The following is a 25,680-nucleotide window of genomic DNA, read 5'->3' as shown; positions in this document are numbered from 1 at the left end:
CGTAAGAATACGCGATAATAGAGGATGTGAATCCTCAGACTTTTAGCGAAACGCGGGACAACCCCATGCGAGAGACACCTCTCTCAAAGCTGGGGGAGTCCCGCGTTCTGCGCGCTTTCATGCCGATTATCAATGCCCACAACGAGCAGGTTGCCGCTACGGCACGCCAGGCGGGGCGCATCGAACCCCTCGAGGTGGGTCCCGGTGACGACTGTGCCGTCCTCGCCGCGCCCGCGCCCGGTCAGCGTACCGTGGTCACCACCGACACTCTCGTTGAGGACCAGGACTTCATGAACCTCTGGCCCGGTGGTATCGCACGGGCGGGTGAGGTCGGTGAGTTCGTGCTGGAACCCGCCCGCAGTAGCGGCTACGATGTGGGGCGCAAAGCCGCGACCCAGAACCTCGCTGACGTTGCCGCCATGGGGGCACGCCCGGCGAGCCTCTTCATCTCTTTGAGTCTGCCCGGTAGCACTCCTTACGGCTGGATTGACGGCTTCGCCCACGGCATTGTGGACGGAATCAACGCCTGCGGAGCCACCGAATGCGTGATTGGCGGCGGCGATATTGGCGACTCCACCGAAATGTCGGTGACCGTCACCGCCCTCGGCTACACGGATCGCGCCGTGTTGCGCTCCGGTGCGCGCCCCGGCGACACTATCGCCCTGGCGGGGCGTACCGCCTGGTCCGATGCCGGTCTGCGCCTGCTGCTCAACCCTCTCTCCCTGCCCGCCACGGCACTGCTGCGTGCCATCGCCGCAGGTCAGAGTGTTGAGTCGGCGCTGGGTGCGGTGGCGCAGGCGTGGGCTCAGCGGCAAGCTGAGAAGCAAGCTGAAGGCTCTAGCGCTCTTCCCACTGGCGCTCTTCCCGAAGGGCTCATCGAGCTCGCCCGCACCCTCACCCCCGAAGATGCCGCGCACATGATTGCGGTCTGCGAGCGCGCCGTCGAATCACAGCACCACCCGGTCAGCCCCATCCCCGCCGGTGAGATGGCACGCCAGCATAAGGCAAGCTCCATGCTGGATCTTTCTGACGGACTCGTAAAGGACGCCGGGCGAGTTGCCGCCGCCTCCGGGGTGCAGATGCGCCTCGACCGCGCCGCCGTGGATGCTTTCGCCGAGCCGCTGCTACCGTTGGCGCGCCTGCTGCTGGCGATTGGTGAGCGCAACGAGGCGGGGGAGAGCCCCGCATCCCTGGCGCGCACCTTCGTGCTGGTTGGCGGGGAAGACCACGGCCTGCTGGCGACCTTCCCCGGTGAGGTGCCCGAAGAGTTCGTGCCCCTGGGCACCTGCGTTGCGGACGCCCCGGAGCGCGGTCTGAGCGCCGAACTCTACGGTGCCGAGCGCCGCCACAATGCGGTGACCGGCGCGGCGGTCGTGATGGACGGCCGCTCCCTGGACGGCATGGGCTGGGAACACTACGGGGCTTCCGCGTAGGAGCTCCACCGAGTGCCGCGAGGTGCGTGCGGTTTGTAAGTTTAGTCCGGGCTTTCATCCTCCGTGCTTTCATCCCGCGGGATAGACGACGGGTAATACCGTACATTTAACCGAAATTACCTAGAATAGAAGTACGAAATAGGCTGGATTCCGCCCGTGCCGCGGGCGCCGAGAAATCAGTCGGGAACTAACCGGGAAATTAGTCGGGAACTAGCCGAGAACTAGTTGAGAACTCAGCCGAGAACCACGCGAAACTGACGAAACCGACGAAACTGACGAAACCGACGAAACTGACGAGGAGGGTAGCGTGAACGCAGAACAGAACCAGCGCACCGAAGAACGCGAAATTTACCGCCGCGCCTGCGTGCGCGCCTACCGCTTCGGCGTAGCGTGGTCCACCGCCGCCCGTACCACCATCGAACTCTACCGCGAGGCGCTCAACGAACTCAACGGGTTCCCCGTGCCCGATAAGGACACAGGCTCCAATATCGCCCACACCCTGCTGACCCTGACCGAAGAGTTTGAGCGGGGCATGGAACAGGTTCTGCCCAGTGAGGCTCTGCCCCGTAAGGTTCTGCCCAGCGAGGTTCTTCCCGCCGGCGAAATTCCCGGCGGGGAGGGCGCGTGCGTGCCCGAGGCGGCGGGCGCCTCCGAAGAGGAAACCCTCGCCCACCTGTGGATTCAGCTGGGCGGCATCTACGAGCACGCGATCATGCGCGCATCCCGCGTGGCGCGCGGCAACTCTGGTACCCTGCTCTGCGCCTGGGCGCTGGAGGCGGTGCGTAGCTACTGGTTCCTGCCCGGAAACCTTGCTCGGGAGCTCGGCGACGCGGGCGATGAGCTGCCGCTCGTGCGCGCCCTGGAAGCAGACTACGAGCGTGTGCTGGCTGGCGGTTCCCTGCCGAAGCACCGCGAAGTGAAGCTGGAGTACGCCCACGCGGAGGCGCGCGCGATGGCGTTCGCGGCTGAGCGTATTCGCGCCAGCGTGGGGGAGCAGATGGTGCCCTCCACGATGCTGTCGGTCATGGTGGAGCTCGCCCGCCTGGACGCACACTATGAAGCATCGCAGGACGCAGAAGCTGCTGACGAGGTGCTGAAAGAGCGTCGACGTGCGCTGATGCGTGCCGCCCTGGAACGTACCGCGCAGTTCCCGCCCTCACCCGAGCTTGCAGGTTTCGTGGATGCTGGCGCGCTCGGCTTCTACCTTGCCGTGGTGCACTCCAACCCGCGTTGGGAGGGGGCGACCCTGAACGAGGCGCAGGTGGAGTCCATGCTCCGTGCGCCCTCTGCCGGTGTGGCTTCTGCAGCCGGTTCTGCGGCACGAGTGGGTTCTGAACAGGCGGGCGCTGAACCTGCCGAGCACGCAGAAGGTGGGCACGCAGAACACGCGGGGCAGAGCGGCTGGGAGCTCATGGGTACGCTGACCTGCGAGCCCCTCGCCCTGGCGCAGCTACGCCCCGAACTTGAAGCCATGGGCGACAGCCTGCTCATTACGCCCCTGGACATGGCGGCTGGACTCTGGGCGCTGCACGTGCACGTGCCCGACATCGACCCCGCCCGCGAGCTGATTATGGGCTACGGTCAGTGGTCGGATGAGCGTATTTCCTCCCTGGCGGATGGTCGTCACGCCGACCACGCGTGCGGTGCGGAGGGCAGCGCATGAGCCCCGCCCGACGTTCCGTGAACCCGCAGCAGGAAGCCCTAGACTTGGGGCTTCCTGAGCCTGTTCCGGTCAAAACTAAGCCGACAAATAAGCCCGCGAAAGCTGAGGCAGCGCAGGGTGAGCCCGTAGACCCAACGGCTGTGGAGCCTACCCGCGCCGGTTCTGCGACCCGAGCTGGTTCCGCGACCCGTGCTGATTCTGTGACCCGAGCTCGGCAGCGGAAAAAGGATGCGCCGCTACTGAGCGATGAGCAGCTCCGCACCACCGCCGAGCTGACCGTGCGCGATCTTGCCGCCTACGCCCGAGGCGAGGTGAGCCGCGCCGAGCTGAGCGAACGCGCGGCACAGCGCGCCAGCGCACCCTACCGCAAGGCGCTCAAGACGCTCAAACATTCGCTGGGTCCCGCCGCGCACACCATGACCGACGACACTCTCTACGAGCTGGTCGATATTGCGTTGGCGGCACGGCAGGCTACTCAGCCGGATTTAAAACAGCCGGAAGTACATCAGCCCGGGGAACCTGCACGGAAAGCACCCGCCCAGAAGAAGCCAGCGCAGAAGAAAACAGTTCAGAAGGAACTAACTCAGAACGAACCGAGCCCGCAGGAGAGCGAAACTCCCGTTCGGGCTACTTCGGCGCGCCCGCAAAAGGTAACGAAGGCAAGCGAAGAGGGCAAGCAGAAGAACGCGCCGAAGAAGAGCGCGCCCGAGGTGGAAGCTGAAAAGCCTGCACCCAAAAAGACTGCATCCAAAAAGGTTGTAGCGAAGAAGGCAACTCCCGCAAAGAAAACCCCAGCCCATAAAGCTTCCGCAAAGAAGGCAACTACTACGAAGGTCGCGGCTGATAAACCCGCGTCAGCCGCCGCGGAGGCTAAGAGCCGTGCCCTGGCGCGCTACGCCTCCGAAGACCGCATCGAAAACGCGCCGCTCAAAAAGTACCTTCCCGCGCCCAGCGCCAAGGCAATCGCCACGCACCTGGACCTGCACACCGTCGGGGAGATGCTCGAATACTTCCCGCGCAAGTACCTGCCGCGCGGTGAGCTCAGCTCCTTCGCCGAACTTGTTGAGGGCCAGGACGTCACCATCATCGCCCGCGTGGTGCACGTGAGCACCCGAACCATGGCGGCGCGCCGCGGCAAAATCACGGAAGTGACCATCACCGACCGGCTCTCTGACGCCACCGGGCAGGACACACCTGCAGGTTTTGGGGCTGGCGGTCCTGTATCCGTGGTGCCCGGGCGCGCTAACCGCCCCGGCGCATCCGGCGCATCCAGCGTATCCAGAGTATCCGGCGTGCCCGCGCAGAGCTGGCAGGCAACCGGGATGCACAACCCGCGCATTAACGCGCTCGCTAACTCCACACAGAACCCAGGTGCCCAGATTCCCCGCGCTCAAAACCCCGCGGCTCAGAACCCCGCAGCGCAGAATCCCAGTGCCCAGATTCCCAGTGCACAGGGTAGGGGAGCGCAGCCCGCCTCCTACAGCGGATACGCAGACAGCTACGGCCAGGATGATTTCGCGCAGGGAGGCCTCTTTGGCGTGCCCGCGCCCAGCATGACGAACCCCGGCGCGGGCGTGCTCATTGGCTCACAGATGAAGCTTTCCTTCTTCAACGCTTGGACCGCCGCCCGGGAAATCCGCGAGGGTGAAACCATGATGTTCTCCGGCAGGGTCGGCATCTACCGCGGCGAATACACCCTCACCAACCCGCACTACGCCCTGCTCTCGAAGGACGCCTCCGGCGCGGACGTCACCGACGCCGCCACCGCCCCCGTGCCCGTTTACCGCGCCCCCGTGAAGCTGCCCACCGACCGCATTAGCGGCTACATGGCGCAGCTGCTCGAAAAGGTGCCGCTCAAAGAACTTGAAGACCCGGTGCCCTACACGATTCGCCGCGCCCGCAAGGTGCCCTCGCTGGAGTGGACGTACCGCGCCCTGCACACCCCCGACTCTGAGGACACCTGGCGTGCCGCGCAGGCGCAGATGCGTTACCGTGAGGCATTCGTGCTGCAGAGCGCGCTCGCCCGCCTGCACTCGGTGCGTGCCGCGCACCTGACCCAGCCGCGCCCCGCCGTGGAGGGCGGCCTCGCCGATCGGCTGCTTCAGGTTCTGCCCTACGAGCTGACCGAGGGGCAGCAGAAGGTGGGCGCTGAGATTGCCGCGGATTTGTCGAGTGAATCGCCCATGAACCGCCTGCTGCAAGGTGATGTGGGTTCCGGTAAGACCGTGGTGGCTCTGCGCGCCATGCTGCAGGTTGCTGATGCGGGCGGCCAGTCCGCGATGCTCGCCCCGACCGAGGTGCTTGCCGAGCAGCATTTGCGTTCGGTGCTGGACATCCTGGGGGATATGGCGGCGCCCGAAGACTCTGACGCTGATGATTCTGCCGCGGGTTCCGCCGAGGGAGCTCCCGCGGGGAGCGGGGAGGAACCCGGCCGTGTGCGTGTGCGCCTGCTGACCGCCTCCATGGGTACCCGCGCCAAGCGCAAGGTACTGCAGGAGCTCGCCGACGGCACCGCCCAGATTGTGATTGGCACCCACGCCCTGCTTTCCGACGAGGTGAGCTTCCACGATTTGGGTCTGGTCGTCGTGGACGAGCAACACCGCTTCGGCGTGGAGCAGCGCGACGGCCTGCGCGGCACCGACGGCGCCCTGCCGCACCGCCTGGTCATGACCGCAACGCCCATTCCGCGCACCGTCGCCATGACCGTGTTCGGTGACCTGGACGTGTCCGTGCTCGATACCCTGCCCGCGGGCCGACAGAAAATCTCAACGCACGTGGTGCCCCTCGCCGAGAAGCCCGCCTGGGCGTCCCGGCTGTGGAGGCGCGCCCGCGAAGAAATCGACGCGGGCCACCAGGTGTATGTTGTTGTACCCAAAATCGGGGAGGATGGCGACAGCTTGGAGGAGGGCACCGCGTTCTTTGGCGCATCCAGCCTGAACGGTGCTGGAACTGGCGCGGGCGCGAGCAACTCAGCCCAGGGATATTTCGGTCAGGGCGGTAGCGCGAGTAGTGACGGCAAGGTTCAGCTGACCTCGGTCGCCTCAATGTACTCCTACCTGAGCACTGAGGACGCCCTCGTCGGCGTGCGTATCGGCACCCTGCACGGCCGCATGGACCCGGCGGAGAAGACCGCCGTCATGACCGCTTTCGAGCGCGGTGAGATTGACCTGCTCATCAGCACCACCGTCATTGAGGTGGGCGTGAACGTCCCGAACGCCACGCTCATGATCATCATGGACGCTGACCGCTTCGGCATCTCGGGCCTGCATCAGCTGCGAGGTCGTGTGGGCCGCGGCGGCTACGCGGGCACCTGCCTGCTGGTGACCCGCCAGGAGGAGGGCGGCGTGTCCCGCGAGCGTCTGGATGCGGTCGCCTCCACCACGGACGGCTTTGAGCTTTCCCGCATCGACCTGGCGCAGCGCCGCGAGGGTGATATTCTGGGTGCTGCACAATCGGGCTCGAAGAGCACCCTGCGGTTCTTGCGGGCGCTCGCCGATGCCGACATTATTGAGCGTGCCCGCGAGGATGCCCGCTCGGTGGTGGAGAAGGACCCGACGCTGGCTAAGCATCCGTCGTTGGCGCGTACGATTGACCGCGCCCTGGACGCTGACCGTGAGGCGTTCCTCGGCAGGGGATAAGCGCCCAACGGGGCAGAACGCTCTGCCACCCCCGCCAACCTGCCTTGCCCACCACCTGCTGAAACCGTGACGTCAACACACCGCACTAGTTAAGAGGAGAGACCTATGAGCCGTATTATTTCCGGTGCTGCCGGAGGCGTTCGCCTTGCCTCGGTTCCGGGGGATAATACTCGCCCGACCACCGACCGGGTGAAGGAATCCCTCTTCTCGAAGTTGGAGAGCTACGACATTATTCGTGGCGCCCGCGTGCTGGACGCCTTTGGCGGCTCGGGCGCGCTGGGCTGCGAGGCGCTCTCACGCGGTGCCGCCTCCGTGACTCTGCTGGACACCTACCCGAAGGCTGTTGCGGTGATTCGCAAGAACGTTGCCGCGGTGGAGAAGGCAATGGGCCGCACCGGTTCTTCTGGCGCTACCGGTTCTGCGGCGCGCGTGCAGCAGTCTCAGGCGCTGACCTACGTGAAGTCCGCCTCCGGCCCGTGGGACCTGGTGTTTGTTGACCCGCCCTACGCTATGCCGAACGAGCAGGTCAGCGAGCTGCTGGAGGCGCTGACCCCCAAGCTTGCCGAGGGTGCCGTGGTCGTGGTGGAGCGTTCTTCTCGCGATCCCGAGCCGGTGTGGGGCGAGGGTCTGTACTGTTTTTCGACCCGTCAGCACGGCGAGACGGTTCTCTACTATGTGGAGCCTGACGAGGCGGAGGAGCAGGCGGGCGACGAGTTCGGCAACGAATCTGGCAAGGATGCTGAAGAGCTCGCCGCCTAAAATCGCCGCCCGACCTTCCCGCCCTCAGCCTGCGCTCGCCCGCATGCCGCTAATCCGCATCCTAAATTCGCCCGCATCTACTCATTCCAACGTCTGATATTTATTTGTGAAGGGACCGCCATGATTGCCCTCTGCCCCGGATCTTTTGACCCCGTGCACCACGGCCACCTGGAAATCATTGCCCGCGCCGCTCAGCTCTTTGACGAGGTGATTGTGGGCGTGGCGCACAATAGCTCCAAGAAGTACCGTTTCTCCCTGGAGGAGCGCGTGCAGCTGGTGAGTGAGTCTCTGCAGGAGCTCGGCATTGAGGGCGTGAGCGTGGAGCCGATTCCGCCGGGCGTACTGCTTGCCGAGTACGCGGCGGAGCGTGGCGCGAAGGTGCTGGTGAAGGGTCTGCGTTCTGCGACGGACTACAGCTATGAGGCTCCGATGGCGAGCATGAACCGCCACCTGGCGCAGGTTGAGACGGTGTTCTTGGCGGGTGAGGATCGCTACGGTGCGGTGTCGTCCACGATTATTCGTGAGGTGGCGTCGCTGGGTGGTGACGTGACTCCCTTCGTGCCGGAGGCGGTCGCCCGCGCCCTGAAAAACGCCTAGCCGACCCGGGCGCGCACCCGGGGCGCACCCACCCGGCACGCCCGGCACGCCCGGCACGCCAGGTACGCCCACCGGCAGGGCCCCGGCAGAATAACTCGCACCGCCGACCGGGCACTTAAGTCCCCCAGTAGTAGCCCCGACCGACCGATTAAATGCCGCGCGGCGCCTCCTTAAGGGGATATTTAAGAGGTGAGCGCCACTTAAAGAGATTTAAAAGGCGCTTAATCTTGATTAACGGTGCGAATGACCCCTAAAATGGGACTTTGGTTTATACATTTCGTAAGGAGAAACGCCATTTCACGTGCAGACGCATCGCCGCTGGTGGTATCGGTCACTAACCTGATTCACCGCCCTGGCACCATGGAAACTCTCACTGAGGTTCTGCCCGCACCGGCAGACCTGGGTAACACGCTCATCGGCGTGGAAGAGGGTTCGGATATTGACCTCGATATTCGTATGGAGTCTGTTGTTGATGGTATCCTAGTAACCGGCTCCGTCGTTGTGGATGTACACGGCGAGTGTAGCCTCTGCTTGGATCCGATTGATTACGAGATGTCGGCCAATATTCAAGAGCTTTTCGTCTTTGAGAAGGCCCCGGCTGGCGGCCCCGAAGACGAAGTAGATGAGCAGTACGCCGTTGAGGATGATTCCATCGACCTTGAACCGGCTCTGCGGGACGCAGTAATCCTTCAACTGCCGTTCCAGCCTGTTTGCAGGGACACCTGCCAGGGTCTGTGCGCCGATTGCGGTGCGCGCCTGGAGGATGACCCCGGGCATCATCACGAGGTGTTGGATCCGCGCTGGTCGGCCCTGCAGGGCCTGCTCGGTGCAGATACCGAAAACTAAATTGTTGTTACTAGAGATTGTGAGATAGCTGTGGCTGTTCCCAAGCGCAAGATGTCCCGCGCTAACACCCGCGCACGCCGTTCCCAGTGGAAGGCATCCGTGCCCCAGCTGGTTAAGACCGTTGAAAACGGTCGCGTGACCTACAGCCTGCCCCACCAGGCAAAGGTTGTAACCGACGCTGCAGGCAACGCCCTGTTCCTGGAGTACAAGGGCCGTAAGGTTGCAGACGCCTAAGAAGCGGTGAATCCTTATGACTGAATTTCCTAGTGTTGATACTAGGGAGTTGCGTAAACGTCTCGGAGTCGATATCGACGCCGAGACGTTTTTGCTATCCCTAACCCACCGCTCCTACGCCTTCGAGAACCCCGGGGTGGAGCATAACGAGCGCCTGGAGTTCCTGGGCGATTCGGTGCTTTCCCTGGCGATCGCTGAAGAAGTGTACCGACGCTACCCCGACCTGCCCGAGGGTGAGCTCGTGAAGCTGCACCACGTGGTGGTGTCGACTGTGGCGTTGGCGAAGGTGGCACGCGACCTGGATCTGGGCAGGTACATCCTGCTCGGTAAGGGCGAGATTCACACCGGCGGCGCCGATAAGGACTCGATCCTTGCCGACACCATGGAAGCGATTTTTGGCCTGACCTACCTGGAGTGCGGTCGCGAGGCGGCTCGTGACCTGGTGCTGCGCCTGATTGCGCCGCTGCTCGACGATGAGAAGGTCCTGAACTCTGGACGCGACTGGAAGACTGAGCTGCTGAACCTCGCCACCGCCCGCGGCTGGGGAGACGTGCGCTACGAGGTCACCGGCGAGGGCCCCGATCACGCGCGCGTGTACACTGCGGTTGCTATTGTGGCGAACCAGCAGGCCGGTACCGGTGTGGGTCCGAGCAAGAAGGAGGCGGAGCGCCTTGCCGCTGAGCAGGCGTACCGCGTTCTGGTTTAGGCTCATTCCAATCATCCTGCAGGTCTGCTAGCTCTGCGGGTTCTTGATTTTGCAGTCCCGCTGATTGGAGGGAATCATGCCCGAACTGCCCGAGGTGGAAACCGTTCGCGCAGGTCTAGCCGACCATTCGTTGGGTCGCCCCGTGCGGGCGGTGCGCGTGGTCGATGCCCGTTCGCTGCGCAGGCACCTGCCCGGTCCCGCCCACTTTGAGGCGGCACTCACCGGCAGGACGCTGCGCGGCGCCTACCGCCGCGGCAAGTACCTGTGGCTGACCCTGAGCGAGGCGGACGGTACGCTTGCCGAGGAGGCGCTCGTGGTGCATCTGGGTATGAGCGGTCAGCTGCTCGTGCGCGATGAGCCGGGCGGTGAATCGGATAGTGAATCTGAGGCTCGCGCGGCCTTTGATGAGCAGCCGCGGCACCTGCGCGTGGCGCTAGAACTAGGACCGGCGGGAGCTACCGGCGGTGCGGCAGGCACCGGGCAACGCTTGCTCTTCGTGGACCAGCGCATCTTCGGTGGCATGTTCCTTAGCCCGCTGGTACCGGACGTACCCGCGGCGGTTGCAGCGAATAAAGCAGCGGCGGGTGAGGTAGCGCCGGGTGAAGTACCGGAGCGTTTTCTAGTGCCGGAAGCGGTCAAGCACATTGCCCGCGACCCGCTGGACGAATTCTTCGACCCCGCGGCGGTGCGTCGCAAGTTCCTGCGCACCTCCAGCGGCATTAAGAAGGTGTTGCTGGACCAGTCGGTGATCTCCGGCGTGGGCAATATCTACGCCGACGAGGCGCTGTGGCGTGCGCGGCTGCACTACGCGAAGCCCGCACGCACCCTGAGCGCCTCCCAAACCCGCGAACTGCTGGAGGCTGTCACCCAGGTGCTGCGCGAGTCCCTGGCGGCTGGCGGCACAAGCTTCGACGCCCTGTACGTGAACGTGCTTGGCGAATCGGGCTACTTTGAGCGCTCGCTGAATGCCTACGGCCGTGCCGGGGAGCCCTGCCACCGTTGCGCGGAGGCGGGCCGCACATCCCTGATAGTGCGTGAGCCGTTCCAGAACCGTTCGTCCTACCGTTGCCCGCACTGCCAGCGGGCCCCACGCTCTCGATAGGCACAAGCTCACGCTAGATATGCACATGACGGCGTAGCTACGTTCCTCCCATAGGGGGATGTAGCTACGCCGTCATTCGTTTAAACCTCATTCATTTAAACCGGGAGTGGGGGAGCCAACCTGAAAGCCACCCCGAAAAGAAGCGCTTAACGACTGTACTTGTCCCCGTAGAACAAGCCCAGACGCTCGTAGCCTTCCTCAATCGACACGGCGGGCTCCCACTGCAGAAGCTCACGGGTGCGGCGCTGATCAAACCAGTGCGCGGTCGACAGTTGCTCGGCGAGGAACTCCGTCATCGGCGGCTCATCGCCGGCAGTCACGTTCTTCGGCAGACGTTCCCAGACGCGCTCAATGACCTTACCCGCCAGAGCCGCAACCTTCGCCGGAACCGAGAAACGCGGGGCGGGAACGCCCACCGCCTCACAGAAACCACCCAGTAGTTCAGCGATAGTGCGCGGCTGACCGTTCGTCACCACCAGCGCCCGGCCCGCAAAAGCGTCGAGGCGCTGATAGCCGCGTACCACGGCATCCGCGGCGTTATCAATGTAGAGCGTATCAATCAGGCCCGTACCGCCAGAGAGCAGCGGCAGACGGCCCGCGGCGGAACGCTCCAGAATACGCTCGACCAGCTGGGTATCGCCCGGTCCCCACATCAGGTGCGGACGCAACGCACCCACACGCAAAACCCCGCCACCGGGCAGGGCAGTGCCGTTCGCCTCCAGGGCAAGGAGCTCGGCGGCAGCCTTCGAACGCGCATAGTTACCGCGCGCATGCTCCGGGGACGCCACGCCGGCACCGTCACCCACAATCGCCGCGCCGGCATGGGCAACCGACGGCGAGGAAATGTACAGGAACGAAGACACCGAATGGTTCAGCGCCGCCTGTAGCAGGGTGCGGGTGCCCTCAATGTTGATGCGCTCATAATCAGCCCACTCGCCGCTGACCGAAACCTTCGCCGCGGCATGCACCACGCCGTTCACGCCGGTCATCGCCAAATCAACAGCCTGCGCGTTCGTAATATCGCCGCGCACCTGCTCAAAACGGGGGCGAATCGAATCGGGCAGCAGAGCCGCAATACCCGAATCGCCACGCTGAAAAACGCGCACATCATAGCCCGCACGCAGCAGCGCCAGCACACTCTCACGACCCAGCAGGCCGCTCGCACCGGTAAAGAGGATGCGCTCGCCAATACGCGGGGCAAAATCGGGCTCCTCAACCGGGCGCAGGGAACGCGGGGCGGGGTCGGTGTAGCGTGCCGCCAGCGGCTGCGCAGGCTTGCGGAACCGCGCCGTCGGGGAGGTCACCGCATGCGCAGTCGACAGGCGGGACGCAGGCAGACGGGATGCATGCTCGTGGGAAGAGGACTCACGCGAAGAATGAGGGGACATCATACTCCTTAGACTTAGGGATCCGGCAGGCGCTTACGCTCCCGCAAGGACCTTCGACGCCCACTCACCCAGGGCGGGGCGGTCAATCTTCGAATTATGGCGAATATCAGTCGGATGCTCGTGCACCACCAGCACCGCGGCAAGTTCCACACCGGTATCCTCGGCAACCTTCTGACGCACCAGCTGCGAGAGCTCGAAGGGCGCCACACCCTCCGCAATGGGGAAGCGGCGAGCGCCGGGCACGCGATCGAGCAGGGCACGCTTGAGGCCCGATGCTGACTGGCGCGCCTCCAACGCGGCAGTATTTGCGGACGCCTCAATGACCAGCACCGGGGCGGCAGTACCTGCAGGACCCACCGCGACCAGGGCGGCGCGGCGCACCTCGGGTAGGGACTCGGCGGACTGCTCAGCCGCAACCGGGGTCAGCACACCCTGCGAAGTCAGCAGCACGTGCGCGAGGCGACCCTCAACCCACAGGCGACCCGAAGCGTCCAGATGACCGACGTCACCGGTATGATGCCAACCCGGAGTGCTGATGGACTGCTCCTCAGTCACCCACAGGGTGTCGTAGCGGTCCTTCACGTGCGGCGCCGACACTAGAATCTCACCGGTCACACCCGGCTCATGGGTCAGCTCATCCGCCACCGAACCGTCCTGCAGCAGCGGCGCAATAGCCACCGCCGCACCGTACACCGCGAAACCAACGCACACGCCGTCACGGGCGAACGGGTCAAGCACCTCACCGGCAGCATTCGGGGTGCCCTCAGCAATCGCCTGGCGAATCATCTCGAAAGACACATCGGTCACCGGCAGACCCTCGGTCATACCGTAGGGGGTGTGCAGGGAGGCGTTCGGCACCAGGACGGAGAGCGCCTCCAGCAACGGCACGGGAATCGGCGCGCCAGCACTCAGCACGGTCTGAACCTTAGCCAACGCCGCACGCTGCTCAGCGTTCAGCTCATCGGCGGTTGCCACCACATTTACCAGGGCGGCGGGGGAAGCAAACACGACCGACGCGTCAATAGCCGCCGCAGCCGACGCCAATGCCGAAGCCGTCAGAGTCTTCGGGCGGGTCACATCCATCGTCGGGGTCACGCTGGTAGCACCCAGCGCCGGGCCCAACAGCGCAAACGGCGCGAAGCCAGCCACCAGGCCGCTACCGGGCGCAAAACCGTACGTGTTCGCAATGGCGTCGCGCATACCCGCCAGCTGACGCTGCGTGTACACCACACCCTTAGCCGGGCCGGTCGAACCGGAGGTGTACAGCACCGCCGCATCAGCATCCGGCACGGGGGAGGGGAACTCCACCACGGTCGGGGTGGGCACCGGCGCACCCGGAGTACCGTCAGCGGCGGGCGCGGTAAACACCGAACCGGCAACGCCCAACAGCTTCTCCTGCACCGAACCCAGCGGCTCCACAGAAATACGCACACCCGGCCACAGCAGGGTACGGGCGGCACTGAGCGCGGCGGGAATACCCACCAGGAAGCTCGGGTTAGCGCCCTTCAACGCGCGAGTCAGACCCGGAATACCCAGACCGGTATCAGCCACCACAATGACAGCGCCCAGCTTCATGCAGGCGTAAATCAGGGTGGTCAGGCGGGCACCCGGAGGCACCATCAGGTTCACACGGTCGCCCGGACGCACACCCAGGGCGTGCAGGCGGGTCGCGGCGGCGTTGACCTGCTGGTTCAGCTCAGCCCAGGTCAGGGTCACAGAAACGGAGGTGCCGTCGCCCTTGGGGTCCATGTCCACCACGGCGGTGGAGGCGTCGTCGGCGCGTTCGGTGAGGGCTGCGAGCATGGGGCGGAACGCCGCGGGAACAGCACCCTCAGCGGTAGCGCCCTCGCCGGCAGTCAGACCGTGGCGGCGTGCGCGGGCGGCACGATGCTCCGCCTCAACGTTGTGCGGGGGCACCAGAGCGCCATCCTCCAGCGTGCCGAAAGTCTGCGCAAGCCACGAAATCATGGGGGAGGCAATATCGTAATCCTCAATGACCAGGTGCGAGGCCTTCTCGTAGCGGTGCACCTTCGCCTGCGGCATGCGCTCCATCAGGTCGAACAGGTAGCGGCGCTGGAACACCGGGTCCTTCGTGCCCCACTGGAAGAACGCGGGCACGTCCAGGCCACGGATCTGCTCGGCAATACGCTGCATCGGCGTATAGGACGGAACATCGGCACCGGTCGGAATATCGCCCACAAAATTACGCACACCCTCACGCCACGCCGAATGAGCGTACGGCGCACGGTACGTACGGTAAATCGCCTCGTTCAGAGGGCTCGGGTACAGGCGCTTGGGCTGCTGACCCACCGGCTGCGGCAGGGCACCATCAAGCGCCCCGGCACCGGCAGAACCCGGCGCGGGCAGGCGACCCTCATTCTGAGCCAGGCCCAAGGTCACATCAATAAACGCGGTCGAATCGTGAGTACCCCACTCGTGCACACCCAACGCCAGGCGCAGAGCGGCAGGGATATTCTCAATGCCGTCATGGTAGACCGCGGTGTTCGTCAGCATCACGCCCGAAAGAATCTCACGATGTTCCAGCGCCCAACCAAAGGACACCAGCCCACCCCAGTCATGGGCGAGGGTCACGACCGGCTTATCGGTCTCATCCAGACCGAGTGCCTTCGTGAAATCACCCAGGTCAGCGATACGGTCGGTCAGGGAGCGGCGCTCACCCTCCAAATCCAGGTGGGTGCGCTCCGAATAACCCATATCAATCTGATCAACCGCAACCACACGCCACGGGGCGCGCTCATTCACGCCCGCATCCAGCACGGTACGCCACAGGTACGACCAGGTCGGGTTACCGTGCACGCACAGAATCGTGCCAATCGGCTCCAAACCCTGCTCGACCAGCACCGGAAGGTTATCCAGGTAGTGCCAGCGGCGCGCGCCAGCCTGCTGTGCCCGCTGCTCAATGGGGGCGGAGGTGGGCACCTCCAGAAGGTGGGAGTAGCGCGGGTTCACGCCCGCCCATTCCTCCGGGTTATACGGGGGCTGAGCCTTAGGGAAGTTCAAATGGCGCATGCTGGGAATCCTTCCGGATCGAATCGGTGAATGTCTACCGCAAAAGCTAACGGGTTACCACTGAATCTCAAGCAGGGCAGTGTTCAGACCAGAACCCACACCCATGCACAGAATACGGTCGCCTTCCGTGTAGGTCGGCGCGCACTCGGCGAGAGTCATCGGCAGAGCCGCCGCGGCCACATTGCCCCACTTCGGGAAGGTCAAGGGGATGCGCTCACGCTCAATACCGACCGCCTCAATAATGGCGTTCGTGTGGGCGTTAGAAATCTGATGGGTCACGTAGGAGGTCATGTCGTTCCACTCCCAGCCGTCCTGATGCGCCTGCTCCCACGCCTGCGCCACCAGCTCCAGGCCGTGCTTAAGCAGGCCCTCGGCGTCAGTGTTCATGCCCTGATCCGCCTCGCCACCGATGCACAGGTTACGGTGCTCAGTGCCCGCGCGGGACACCGAACCGACGATGCGGTGACCCTCCGGGTGGCGGTCAGCGCGACCAATCACAGCCGCCGCCGCACCCGAACCGAGGGTCAGGGTCGCGAACTGCGCCAGCACATCCTCGCGGGTCGAATCGGGGTTGTTCAGGATGCGCACCGCGGTACGGTGCCACGGGGAGGGGTCCTCGCCAGCCACAATCAGGGCGTAGTCGATAGCGCCCGCATCAATCATGGTGGAGGCGACAGTCATCGCGTTCACGAAGCCCAGGCAGGCGTTCGTAATATCGAAGTTTAGGGCGTGACGCGGCAGGTCCAGGCGGTCGTGCACACCCACCGAAACGGCGGGCTCAAAGTTATCGCGAGTCACCGAAGCGTTAATCAGCAGGCCAATCTGGGAACGGTCAATACCCGCCTGCTCGATAGCCTTCTCGGCTGCGGCAACCACGCCGTCCTCGAAGGTCTGGCCCTCAGCCCAGCCGCGGCGAGTGCTAATACCGGCAAGGCGCTCCAGCAGGCCCTTCGGCATGCGCAGACGCTTATAGGTTTGGGCCAGCTGCTCATCGAAGTAGTCGCTCGTGACGACCTCCGGAGGCAGCTCATGGGTAATAGACAGCAGAGCTGCGTTAGCGTGGCGAATGTCAGAGTTCGTGCCGACCTTATCGGCGGATGCATTCATCAATGGTGTGGCCCTTGAAAATAGAAGTCAGTGGGATACATAGAAAAACGCGGGGATGCGAACAGCGGCCCCGCAGAATTCGTGATGCTCATTCCAATCTACCGCACCGACCGGGCGAACCCGTATCCGTAGACCCAATATGAACGCGCCCGTTCACCCCGCGCGTAAGATGATGCAGAATGAGGAACTTTGAACCCTCTTCACCCCGTGCACGTTCACGCCGCCCGCCCGCCTCACCGCGTACACTAGAGGGATGCCGCCACGCACCACAGAACGTGCCCGGCACACACCAGTTCTTCTGCAGAAAGGCCCCTTGTGCACCTGATGTCGCTGACCCTGCGAGGGTTCAAGTCTTTCGCCTCCGCAACCACTTTTGAGTTCACCCCCGGCATTAATGCGGTGGTCGGACCGAACGGCTCCGGTAAGTCCAATGTGCTGGATGCGCTCGCCTGGGTCATGGGTGAGCAGGGCGCTAAGAGCCTGCGCGGCGGCAGCATGAAGGACGTTATCTTCGCGGGCTCCGGCGAGGCTGGTTCGGGCGACGGCGCCCAGCGTGCACCCCTGGGCCGCGCCAAGGTCACCCTGACTTTCGATAATTCTGACGGCACCCTCAGCATTCCCGCTGATCGGGTGCAGATTTCGCGCACCATGTTCCGCTCCGGCGGCAGCGAGTACGAGATTAACGGCTCCCCGGCGCGCCTTGCCGACATTCAGGACCTGCTCTCGGAGGCGGGTCTGGGCCAGCAGATGCACGTGCTCGTCGGCCAGGGACAGCTGGATGCGGTCCTGCACGCCACCGCGCAGCAGCGCCGCGACATGATTGAGCAGGCGGCGGGCGTGGTCAAGTACCGCCGCCGCCAGGAGAAGACCAGCCGCAAGTTGGAGTCTGTGGCATCGAACGTTACCCGCCTGAGTGACCTGGTTGCCGAGCTGGATTCGCAGCTGCAGCCGCTGAGCGAGCAGGCAGAATCCGCCGCGACTGCACGCCAGCTGCAGGCGCGCATCCGCCAGCTGGAGGCGGTACTTTTGGCTCGTCAGCTGGGTGTTCTGCAGGCTGAGCAGGCGCAGGCTCTCGCATCAGAAACGGATGGTAATCGCCGCGCCGAAACCCTGAAAGAACAGCTGGAGGCGGCGCGTGCAGCATCCGCGAAGCATCAGCAGGAACAGAACCGCCTGAACGCCGAGGTCACCGCCTGCCAGAAGGCCGTGTCGACCCTGCGCGAGTCCGCAGCGCGCGTGCGCACCGTGCAGTCCATCGCCGCCGAGCGCGTGCGCACCTACCGCGTGGAGCTGACCGAAGCGACCGCCGCCGCCCGCGCCGGATACGAACGCGCCCTGGAACTGCTGGAGGAGCGCCGCGAAGAGGCAGAGCGCGCGGTGGAAAGCTACGCCAGCTTTGAGGAGCGCTACGATGCGGCGCTGAAGAACATTGAGAAGGCGGCGTCCGAGGTGGCTCAGACTGAGCGCGCCTCGGGTGAGGCGGCGCAGTCTCGTGCCCGCGCGCAGGCCCAGCTGGATGCCGCCCGCGCCGCTGCGGTGGAGGCGACCCGCGCCTACGCGGCGGCGGCTGAGCGTGCCGCAACCCTGCGTGAGGCGCTGGGTCAGAGCCTGGGCGAGGAACCCGCCGAACTGGATGCTGAATCTGCCGAGGCGGTGTTCGACCCCGAGACCGGCGAGCTCATGGATTCTTCGAGCGAAGGCGCGAGCCTGCTGCGCGTGCTGGATGCCGTGCAGATTGACCCCGAGTATGCGCGTGCGGCGTCTGCGGCGCTGACCTCGCTGGCGACCGCGGCGTTGAGCGTGCCGGTTGAGGGCGCCGAGGTGTCGCAGCTGCGTGGTGACAAAGATAGCGATAAGGGTGATGAAAGCAGCGAATCTGCCGCGAAGGAACTTTCAACAGAACTGCCCGAAACCACCCTGCCCGAATCCTGCGCCGCCGAGCTGCGTGAGTTGGGCATCCGCCCCGCAACCGAGATGATTGAGCCGTTCAGCGAGGATGCCGCCGCGCTCGCCGGCATCGACGAGCACGCCCTGGCACGCGTCACCGCGGCGCTGGGTGAGCGCCTGGCGGGCGTACTGTTCGCGCCGGATGCAGCCTCCGCAGAGCAAGCCCTGCACCTGCTTGCAGAGAATACCCTCGCAGGTCAGCGCACTATGTGGCGTATTTTTGACCCCGCAGGCACCGAGCACACCCGCTACAGCCTGCTCTACCCGGCTGAGGGTGCCAGCCCCCTGGAACTTGCCGCCGCATACCGCGCCGCCTCCCAGGTCGTGACCCGCACCCGCGCCGAACTGGATGAAGCCGAGCAGGTTGTTCAGCAGGCTCAGACCGCGGCAGAATCGGCGGTCGAAGCAGAACGCGAGGCAGCGAAGGCGGCGGGCGTGGCGAGCGCCGAGCATGCCCGCGCCCGCGCCCAGGCGGAGTCCCTGGAAGCCTCCGCGCAGAACATTCAGAATGAGCGTGCCCGCTTGAACGAGCGCCTTGCCGCCGCGGAAGAATCCGTGGCGCAGGCGCGTACCGCCTACGAGTCGGCGCGTACCCGCGAGGATTCCTACCTGGCGGGCACGGGGGAGCAGGCTCCCGCGGCGACCATTGAGCGCCGTGCCCACCGTCTGGGTGAGGTACTTGCCGAGCAGGTGAGCGAGCGTGAGCAGCAGCTACACGAGCTGAACACCGCCTTGAAGAACGCCCAGGAGGGCCTGACCAGCACGAACGATGAGGTGCAGGATTTGCAGGCGGCGCACGCGGCGGCACTGACCCTGCTGGCGCGCACCCAGACGGAGGCGGCGCGCGTACAGGAGCGTGTGCAAGCGCTGGCTGAGCGTGCCCGCCTGGTGACGGGATTGACCCTGGAGCAGCTGGAGGAGGAGTACTCCGAGCAGCTGCCGGTTGACGTGCCCGTTCAGCAGACGTCCGAAAACGACGCCTCCGAAAATGCTGCCTCCGAAAATACTGCTACCGAAACGGCCTCTGAGACTACCGAAGCCTCCACCGAGAGCGTGCGCGCTCGCCTCAAGGCAACCCGCGCCGAACTGGAGGCGCTGGGCGCCATTAACCCGCTGGCACTGGAGGAGTACGAGGCGCTATCTGAACGCCACGCCTACCTGAACCAGCAGATTGAGGATTTGAAGGCGACCCGCCGCGACCTGAACACGGTCATGGACGAGGTCAGCAGCCACATTGCGGAGGTGTTCACCGCCGCTATGGAGGACATCAACACCCACTACCGCCGCATCTTTGAGACCCTGTTCCCGGGAGGCGAGGGCCACCTGGAGCTGGACGATCCGTCCGATCCGCTGAATTCGGGTGTGGAGATTCACGCGCGCCCGGCAGGTAAGAAGGTTAAGCGCCTGTCGTTGCTATCTGGCGGTGAGCGTTCGCTTGCTTCGCTGGCGCTGTTGATTGCGATTTATATGTCTCGCCCGTCGCCGTTCTACGCCCTGGATGAGGTTGAGGCGGCGCTGGATGACCGCAACCTCTCGCGCCTGCTGCAGGTGATTGGTGAGTTGGGGGAGCGTTCGCAGCTGATTGTGGTGACGCATCAGAAGCGCACGATGCAGATTGCGGAGACCCTGTACGGGGTGTCGATGCGCGGTGGTGTGTCGACGGTGCTTTCTCAGCAGATGGAGGAGTTGCGCGAGCTGCTGTAGCCCGCCGCGCTTGCCAGACCCTGCCCGACCCGGCCAGACCCAGCCGAGCGCCCCTGCCTCGCCGCTTCTTCCCAGCGTTTAAACCTTCCCATGCGAGCCGCCCATACCCGCGAGCACACCCACCCCGGCGAACGTCACATGTCCTAGGAATGGTCATGTGCACTCCGGGGTACAGGTCACCGCCTGCACCCGGGTACTATAGGGGGATATGTGCGAATACCGCCCACCTATTCGCGGTTGGCGTGGTGTTTCGCTGTGATCAGGCCTGATGCCCCGCCCTACCCGCGGTGCGCATCCGGCGGCAACCATCCAGGGAAGGAATAGTGATGAGCGAGAACCTGGCAGATGCTTTCCTCAACGGCGAGTCGTTGAAGAATGCCCCCGGCCCCTATTTTGGTGAGTACGGCGGGCGGTGGATGCCCGAGTCGCTGATTGCCGCCATGGATGAGCTGGAGGCAACCTTTAACGAGGCGAAGAACGACCCCGAGTTCATTGCTGAGTTCCAGCGTCTTTCTGCTGAGTATTCGAACCGTCCGTCGCTACTGACTGAGGTTCCGAAGTTCTCTGAGCATGCTGGTGCGCGTGTGTTCCTCAAGCGTGAGGACCTGAACCACACGGGTAGCCACAAGATTAATAACGTGATTGGTCAGGCTCTGCTGGCTAAGCGTATGGGTAAGACCCGTCTGATTGCTGAGACCGGTGCGGGTCAGCACGGTGTTGCGACTGCGACTGCGGCTGCGCTGTTCGGCATGGAGTGCGTGGTCTACATGGGTGAGGAAGACACTGAGCGTCAGTCGCTGAACGTGGCTCGTATGCAGCTACTGGGCGCGAAGGTGATTGCGGTTCAGAACGGTTCCCGCACCCTCAAGGACGCCATTAATGAGGCGCTGCGCGACTGGGTTTCGAACGTTGAGAACACCCACTACCTGCTGGGTACCGCTGCGGGTGCGCACCCGTTCCCGGCGATGGTGCGTTTCTTCCACGACGCTATCGGTGAGGAGGCGCGCGAGCAGATTCTTACTGAGACTGGCCGCCTGCCCGATGGTATTGCTGCCTGCGTGGGTGGCGGTTCGAACGCGATTGGTCTGTTCCACGCGTTCTTGGACGATTCTTCGGTTGAGATTTACGGTTTTGAGGCTGGCGGTGACGGCGTGGAGACCGGCCGTCACGCGGCGACCATTACTCTGGGCCGCCCGGGCATGCTGCACGGCGCGATGACCTACCTGATGCAGGATGAGGACGGCCAGACCATTGAGTCCCATTCGATTTCTGCTGGTCTGGATTACCCGGGTGTGGGTCCTGAGCACTCCTACCTGTCCGATATTGGTCGCGTGACTTACGAGCCGGTGACTGACACCGAGGCGATGGACGCTCTGCGTCTGCTCTGCCGCACCGAGGGTATTATCCCGGCGATTGAGTCCTCGCACGCTCTGGCGGGCGCGTTGCGCGTGTGCCAGCGTTGGGTTGCTGAGGATCCGGAGGCGGCACGTGAGAAGACGATGATTGTCTGCCTGTCGGGTCGTGGCGATAAGGACATGGAGACCGCGCTGAAGTGGTTCGGTCTGGGTAAGGCGATTCCGTCCTCGACCCTGATGACCGGTAATAAGGAAGCTGCCGCATCCGCTGCACAGAACGCACAGGCTGAAAGTGAGGCTAAGTAATGAGCTACCAGGACGCTATTTCTCAGGCGGCACCTTTTACGGTGCTGGATGGTTCTTTCCCCGCTCCGAATGCGCAGTCGCCTCTGGCGGCTCGTCTGGCTGAGTGCGAGAAGCAGGGCCGTGCGGCGCTGATTGGCTACCTGCCGGTGGGCTTCCCGACCCTGGACGAGTCGATTGACGCGGCGATTGCTCTGGGCAATAACGGCGCGGACATTATTGAGCTGGGCGTGCCTTATTCTGATCCGGTCATGGATGGCCCGGTGATTCAGAAGGCTACCGGCGTGGCGCTGGAGAACGGTTTCAAGCTTCCTCAGCTGTTTGAGGCGGTTCGCCGCATTACCGAGGCGACCGACGCGGTGGTTGTCGTGATGACGTACTGGAACCCGGTTCTGGCGTACGGTGTGAAGAATTTTGCGCGTGATTTGGCGGCTGCCGGCGGTGCGGGCATGATTACCCCGGACCTGGTGCCTGATGAGGCGTCGTCGTGGTTTGAAGCTTCTGATGAGTACGGTCTGGACCGTATTTTCTTGGCTGCTCTGTCTTCTTCGCCGGAGCGTCTGGCGACTATTGCGAAGGCGTCGAGCGGCTTCGTGTACGCCGTGTCGGTGATGGGCGTGACCGGTGCCCGCACCTCCGTGTCGGAGGCGGCTCGCACCCTGGTTGCGGACATTAAGGCTGCCGGTGCGCCTCGTGCGTGCGTGGGTCTGGGCGTTTCGACTCGTGCCCACGTTGAGGAGATTGGCGAGTATGCGGACGGCGTGATTGTCGGTACTGCGCTAGTGAAGGCTTTGGCTTCTGGCGGTGTTGAGGCGGTGGCTAAGCTGACCCGTGAGCTGGCGGGGCGTGAAGGCTAATGTCTGATGTGCTGTCGCTGGCGAGCGTGCCGGTAGCTAACGTGCTGGCTTCGATTCCCTCTCCGAGCGTTTCGTACCTGCAGTTGGGCCCGTTCCGTGTGCATTTCTATGCCCTGTGTATTCTTGCGGGTATGGCGGTGTGCTTGTGGCTGGGTTCTCGCCGTTGGAAGGCGGCGGGTGGTACCCCTGAGCGCGTTTTTGACGTGGCGATGTGGGCTATTCCGGCGGGTATTATTGGTGCCCGCGCCTACCATGTGCTGATTACTGACCCGGGTAGCTATTTCGGTCCGAATGTTGCTGATCCGTGGGCTTTCCTGAAGATTTGGGAGGGCGGCATCGGCATTATGGGTGCCGTGTCGGTTGGTGCGTTGGGCGCCTGGTATGGTTGCCGCCGCTATGGCATGAATTTCCCTGCTTTTGCGGATGCGGTAGCGCCGGGTATTCTGCTGGCTCAGGCGTTTGGCCGCTGGGGTAACTGGTTCAACCAGGAGCTGTTCGGCAAGCCGACGACTCTGCCGTGGGGCTTGGAGATTAGCGCGTCGAGCGGTAATTTCCCGACCCAGTATCCGGCGGGTACGCTGTTCCATCCGACGTTCCTGTACGAGTCGCTGTGGAACCTGCTGGGTGTGGCGTTGCTGCTGTGGCTGGGCCGTAAGGGCGTGCTGAAGCTGGGTCAGACCCTGTGGCTGTACGTGTTCTACTACGGTGTGGGTCGCCTCTTCATTGAGATGTTCTTGCGTATTGATACCTCGGAGATGCTCTGGGGCGTTCGTATTCACGTGTGGACTGCTCTGCTGCTGGTTCTGCTGGGTGCTGCTGGTTTTGTGGTGGCTGGTCGTCGTGCTGCGGCGAAGGCTGCTGCGGGTATTGAGCCTGCACCTGCCGAGTTCGCTCCGAAGCCTGCCGCAGATGAGTCTGTAGAGGGCGCTGAGGAGAAGGCATCCGAGAAGGCATCCGAGAAGGCATCTGAGAAGGCAGAGCCCGCCGAGGATTCTGACTCTTCTGAGTCTTCGACGAAGGGCTCCTAGCTGACAAAGGGCTCCTAGCTTTCATCTTCTAGCTCCATCTAAATTTCATAGAAAAACCGCCGGATGGGGGAGCGCCCCTGTCCGGCGGTTTTTTGTGCCCGCTATTTGTGCTTGCTGTCTGTTTCTTGCTGGTGGATGTTCTCATGGTGGCATGTGCCGGGACCCTGCGTGGATTTGGGCTGTTGAGAAGGCATAATAGAGGTATTGCGTGTGGCGGGCACCCACGTAAGGAGTATGAGGCTCCGTGTAAGGAGTATGAGGCTCTTCGAACGCCCGTCGCGTCTGCGTTTAGAAACACCCACTCAACGTACAGGATTTTTATCGTGAGCTCTTCTGCCGGCGATTCTTCGCGCCCCATTTCTCCTTCTTCTCGTCCGGGTCTGACCCGTCGTCGTCTGGTGGCTGGTGCGGCGTGGGCTGCCCCGGTTGTTGTGGCGTCATCGGTGATTCCGGCGTATGCGGCGTCTGATGAGGAAGGCGAGTGCACCGGACCTTACGAGGATTCGACGATGATCACTGCCGGTGACGGCGTGAAGAAGGTAGCCGTGCTGACGGTTCCTGCGGGCGCTAAGCGTATGCGTTTTACCGCTGTGGGCGGTGCCGGTGGCACGAACTACACTGTGGCTGATGCCGGTTCCGGTGCCATGGTGGAGGGTTCTATGGCTGTGCGCGGCGGCCAGACTATTACTCTGACGGCCGGTTCGGGCGGTATTGGTAATGGTGAGCTGAAGCCCGCTGAGGGCGGCGACGGCTACGGTGTGGGTGGCTCCTCGAAGGCTTCTTCGCCGGTTCCCGCAAACGTTGTTTCTGCGATTAATGATTTGACCCGCATTTCTGGCGGTGTGACCGGTCGCGGCGGCATGAGCGCTGTGCTGTATTCGGCGTCCGGCGGTGGTTCCTCCGCTATTGAGGTGGATGGCGTGCCGATGATTGTTGCCGGTGGTGGCGGCGGTGCCGGTGTGCTGGCGTCGTATGCGACGGTTCTGCCGAACCCCGCGAATGCGGGTGCTGTGCGCCCGACCGCGCACTATTCGCTTGATAGCTCCGGTGGCGAGCACCAGTTCAGCACCGGTGGTGGCGCTGGTTCGGGTGACGGCGACGGTTCGCCCGGTTTTGTTGGTTTCACCTCGTATGAGGCGCAGTCTGAGCCGATTCTGACGGTGAACCCGGGTTCGGGTGCCGCCGGTGGTGTGGGCGGTGCTGGCGGTGAGAAGCTGAACCCGCCGACTGTTGATGGTTCGGTGATTGGTTTTTCGAGCACCGCCACCCAGAAGCTGGTGAGCACTGCGACTGCCGGTGCGGCGGGTTCGAGCGGTTTCCGCGCGAAGGGCGCCGATGGTGTGGCGAGCTATTCGTACCAGTGGGATCAGACTCCGGAGGGTACCGATAACCGCCCGTCGAACGCTGGCGAGCTGTTTAACGGCTACCAGTCGGTGGTTTCTGGAGGTGGTGGTGCCGGTTATGGCGGCGGCGGTTCCGGTGCTGCGTTGAGTGTTTCGGCTCGTGTGGTGTCGCAGAAGTGGAATAACGATTCGGCTCGTGCCCGCTATGCGGTGGGTTCGGTGCAGCTGGCTGGCGGTGGCGCTGGCGGCGGTACGTTCATGGATTCTACGGTGCGCATCATGGATCTGGGGTGGGCGTTGAACGCTCCGAACGGTCCGGGTGAGCGCGGCGCTGGCTATATTGAGGTTGCTTTCTGCTTCTAGGCAGCTAAGTCTCATCGGCTAAGAGTTCCTATAAACCTGTAGGAATCGTATAGGTGTAGAATGAACCCTTTCTTTAGGGTGGTATGCGCCTCAAACTTAATATTTAAATTTTTTCTGAGTGCCTCCCAAACCGCTTATTTGGGAGGCATTCTCATCTTCTGTGTTGTTTCGTCATAGCGTCATATCAACCTTTGGCGGTTTAGCGCATTGGTCGGAATAGACCTTATCGAAAGATCATCCTTGCTCGTGAGAATGCCTCTATCTAACCCCTCTGTCA

The 25,680-nt window shown here is 63.7% G+C and carries 17 protein-coding genes; 14 read left to right on the top strand and 3 right to left on the bottom strand.

Going from position 1 to position 25,680, the window contains the following annotated elements; translation table 11 throughout:
• The first annotated feature begins 65 nt into the window (after positions 1-65).
• The 9 genes from O3675_RS02085 (at position 66) to mutM (ending at position 10,978) form a co-directional block, all read left to right on the top strand.
• A complete protein-coding gene (locus O3675_RS02085; protein WP_371570650.1) occupies positions 66-1,433 on the top strand; it encodes a thiamine-monophosphate kinase in 1,368 nt (455 codons plus the stop codon).
• 307 nt (positions 1,434-1,740) lie between these two features.
• Positions 1,741-3,096, top strand: a complete 1,356-nt coding sequence (locus O3675_RS02080; RefSeq protein ID WP_371570647.1) for a Dak phosphatase — start codon at positions 1,741-1,743, stop codon at positions 3,094-3,096.
• Positions 3,093-6,734 carry a helicase-related protein gene (locus O3675_RS02075; RefSeq protein ID WP_371570645.1) on the top strand — a complete coding sequence of 1,214 codons (3,642 nt, stop codon included), beginning with the start codon at positions 3,093-3,095 and terminating at the stop codon, positions 6,732-6,734. Before O3675_RS02080 ends, O3675_RS02075 begins: the two co-directional genes overlap by 4 nt.
• Positions 6,735-6,839: 105 nt before the next feature.
• Positions 6,840-7,493, top strand: a complete 654-nt coding sequence (rsmD, locus tag O3675_RS02070) for a 16S rRNA (guanine(966)-N(2))-methyltransferase RsmD (RefSeq protein WP_371570642.1) — start codon at positions 6,840-6,842, stop codon at positions 7,491-7,493.
• A gap of 120 nt (positions 7,494-7,613) precedes the next feature.
• Complete coding sequence (coaD, locus tag O3675_RS02065; RefSeq protein ID WP_371570639.1) at positions 7,614-8,090, top strand: pantetheine-phosphate adenylyltransferase; 477 nt, start codon at positions 7,614-7,616, stop codon at positions 8,088-8,090.
• 237 nt (positions 8,091-8,327) lie between these two features.
• On the top strand, positions 8,328-8,936 hold the full coding sequence (locus tag O3675_RS02060) for a DUF177 domain-containing protein (RefSeq protein WP_012903341.1): 609 nt from the start codon (positions 8,328-8,330) through the stop codon (positions 8,934-8,936).
• A 30-nt stretch (positions 8,937-8,966) separates the two neighbouring features.
• Positions 8,967-9,170, top strand: a complete 204-nt coding sequence (gene rpmF, locus O3675_RS02055; protein ID WP_005505656.1) for a 50S ribosomal protein L32 — start codon at positions 8,967-8,969, stop codon at positions 9,168-9,170.
• A 16-nt stretch (positions 9,171-9,186) separates the two neighbouring features.
• Positions 9,187-9,876: a ribonuclease III gene (gene rnc, locus O3675_RS02050; protein ID WP_012903342.1), complete on the top strand. Its 690-nt coding sequence runs from the start codon at positions 9,187-9,189 to the stop codon at positions 9,874-9,876.
• Positions 9,877-9,952: 76 nt separating this feature from the next.
• Positions 9,953-10,978 carry a bifunctional DNA-formamidopyrimidine glycosylase/DNA-(apurinic or apyrimidinic site) lyase gene (mutM, locus tag O3675_RS02045; protein WP_371570636.1) on the top strand — a complete coding sequence of 342 codons (1,026 nt, stop codon included), beginning with the start codon at positions 9,953-9,955 and terminating at the stop codon, positions 10,976-10,978.
• 146 nt (positions 10,979-11,124) lie between these two features.
• Here the strand turns inward: mutM and O3675_RS02040 are convergent, their stop codons facing one another.
• Genes O3675_RS02040 through O3675_RS02030 form a run of 3 tightly spaced genes read right to left on the bottom strand, consistent with a single transcriptional unit; the run spans position 11,125 to position 16,503 of the window.
• Positions 11,125-12,366, bottom strand: a complete 1,242-nt coding sequence (locus tag O3675_RS02040) for an NAD-dependent epimerase/dehydratase family protein (protein ID WP_371571005.1) — start codon at positions 12,364-12,366, stop codon at positions 11,125-11,127.
• A gap of 33 nt (positions 12,367-12,399) precedes the next feature.
• The gene (locus O3675_RS02035; protein ID WP_371570634.1) at positions 12,400-15,396 is read right to left on the bottom strand and encodes an alpha/beta fold hydrolase; all 2,997 of its coding nucleotides are present in this window, start codon (positions 15,394-15,396) and stop codon (positions 12,400-12,402) included.
• Between the two features lie 54 nt (positions 15,397-15,450).
• Positions 15,451-16,503 carry a 3-oxoacyl-ACP synthase III gene (locus O3675_RS02030; protein ID WP_284513752.1) on the bottom strand — a complete coding sequence of 351 codons (1,053 nt, stop codon included), beginning with the start codon at positions 16,501-16,503 and terminating at the stop codon, positions 15,451-15,453.
• 324 nt (positions 16,504-16,827) lie between these two features.
• Here O3675_RS02030 and O3675_RS02025 point away from each other — a divergent pair, with 324 nt between their 5' ends.
• The 5 genes from O3675_RS02025 to O3675_RS02005 all read left to right on the top strand — a co-directional run bounded on the left by O3675_RS02025 (position 16,828) and on the right by O3675_RS02005 (position 25,403).
• Positions 16,828-20,154: a chromosome segregation SMC family protein gene (locus O3675_RS02025; protein ID WP_371571003.1), complete on the top strand. Its 3,327-nt coding sequence runs from the start codon at positions 16,828-16,830 to the stop codon at positions 20,152-20,154.
• Positions 20,155-20,480: 326 nt separating this feature from the next.
• On the top strand, positions 20,481-21,815 hold the full coding sequence (gene trpB, locus O3675_RS02020) for a tryptophan synthase subunit beta (RefSeq protein WP_070634731.1): 1,335 nt from the start codon (positions 20,481-20,483) through the stop codon (positions 21,813-21,815).
• Positions 21,815-22,669 (top strand): tryptophan synthase subunit alpha, encoded by an 855-nt coding sequence (gene trpA / locus O3675_RS02015; protein ID WP_012903349.1) that lies wholly within the window; start codon positions 21,815-21,817, stop codon positions 22,667-22,669. The genes trpB and trpA overlap by 1 nt, the downstream gene beginning before the upstream one ends.
• Positions 22,669-23,697, top strand: coding sequence for a prolipoprotein diacylglyceryl transferase (gene lgt / locus O3675_RS02010; protein ID WP_012903350.1), 1,029 nt, complete (start codon positions 22,669-22,671; stop codon positions 23,695-23,697). Before trpA ends, lgt begins: the two co-directional genes overlap by 1 nt.
• A gap of 323 nt (positions 23,698-24,020) precedes the next feature.
• Positions 24,021-25,403 (top strand): phosphoenolpyruvate synthase, encoded by a 1,383-nt coding sequence (locus O3675_RS02005; RefSeq protein ID WP_303688382.1) that lies wholly within the window; start codon positions 24,021-24,023, stop codon positions 25,401-25,403.
• The last annotated feature ends 277 nt before the right edge of the window (positions 25,404-25,680 follow it).

The sequence above is a fragment of the Rothia sp. 27098_8_27 genome (genome assembly GCF_041432805.1).
GTDB lineage: Bacteria > Actinomycetota > Actinomycetes > Actinomycetales > Micrococcaceae > Rothia > Rothia mucilaginosa.
This window is presented reverse-complemented; position numbering and strand designations above follow the sequence as displayed.

Bases quoted from the DNA above. Each gene is read 5' to 3' on its own strand.
- lgt (WP_012903350.1), top strand. From the start codon at position 22,669: ATGTCTGATGTGCTGTCGCTGGCGAGCGTGCCGGTAGCTAACGTGCTG.
- O3675_RS02040 (WP_371571005.1), bottom strand. From the start codon at position 12,366: ATGTCCCCTCATTCTTCGCGTGAGTCCTCTTCCCACGAGCATGCATCC.
- coaD (WP_371570639.1), top strand. From the start codon at position 7,614: ATGATTGCCCTCTGCCCCGGATCTTTTGACCCCGTGCACCACGGCCAC.
- trpB (WP_070634731.1), top strand. From the start codon at position 20,481: ATGAGCGAGAACCTGGCAGATGCTTTCCTCAACGGCGAGTCGTTGAAG.
- rsmD (WP_371570642.1), top strand. From the start codon at position 6,840: ATGAGCCGTATTATTTCCGGTGCTGCCGGAGGCGTTCGCCTTGCCTCG.
- mutM (WP_371570636.1), top strand. From the start codon at position 9,953: ATGCCCGAACTGCCCGAGGTGGAAACCGTTCGCGCAGGTCTAGCCGAC.
- O3675_RS02025 (WP_371571003.1), top strand. From the start codon at position 16,828: ATGTCGCTGACCCTGCGAGGGTTCAAGTCTTTCGCCTCCGCAACCACT.
- O3675_RS02075 (WP_371570645.1), top strand. From the start codon at position 3,093: ATGAGCCCCGCCCGACGTTCCGTGAACCCGCAGCAGGAAGCCCTAGAC.
- rnc (WP_012903342.1), top strand. From the start codon at position 9,187: ATGACTGAATTTCCTAGTGTTGATACTAGGGAGTTGCGTAAACGTCTC.
- O3675_RS02085 (WP_371570650.1), top strand. From the start codon at position 66: ATGCGAGAGACACCTCTCTCAAAGCTGGGGGAGTCCCGCGTTCTGCGC.
- trpA (WP_012903349.1), top strand. From the start codon at position 21,815: ATGAGCTACCAGGACGCTATTTCTCAGGCGGCACCTTTTACGGTGCTG.
- O3675_RS02030 (WP_284513752.1), bottom strand. From the start codon at position 16,503: ATGAATGCATCCGCCGATAAGGTCGGCACGAACTCTGACATTCGCCAC.
- O3675_RS02035 (WP_371570634.1), bottom strand. From the start codon at position 15,396: ATGCGCCATTTGAACTTCCCTAAGGCTCAGCCCCCGTATAACCCGGAG.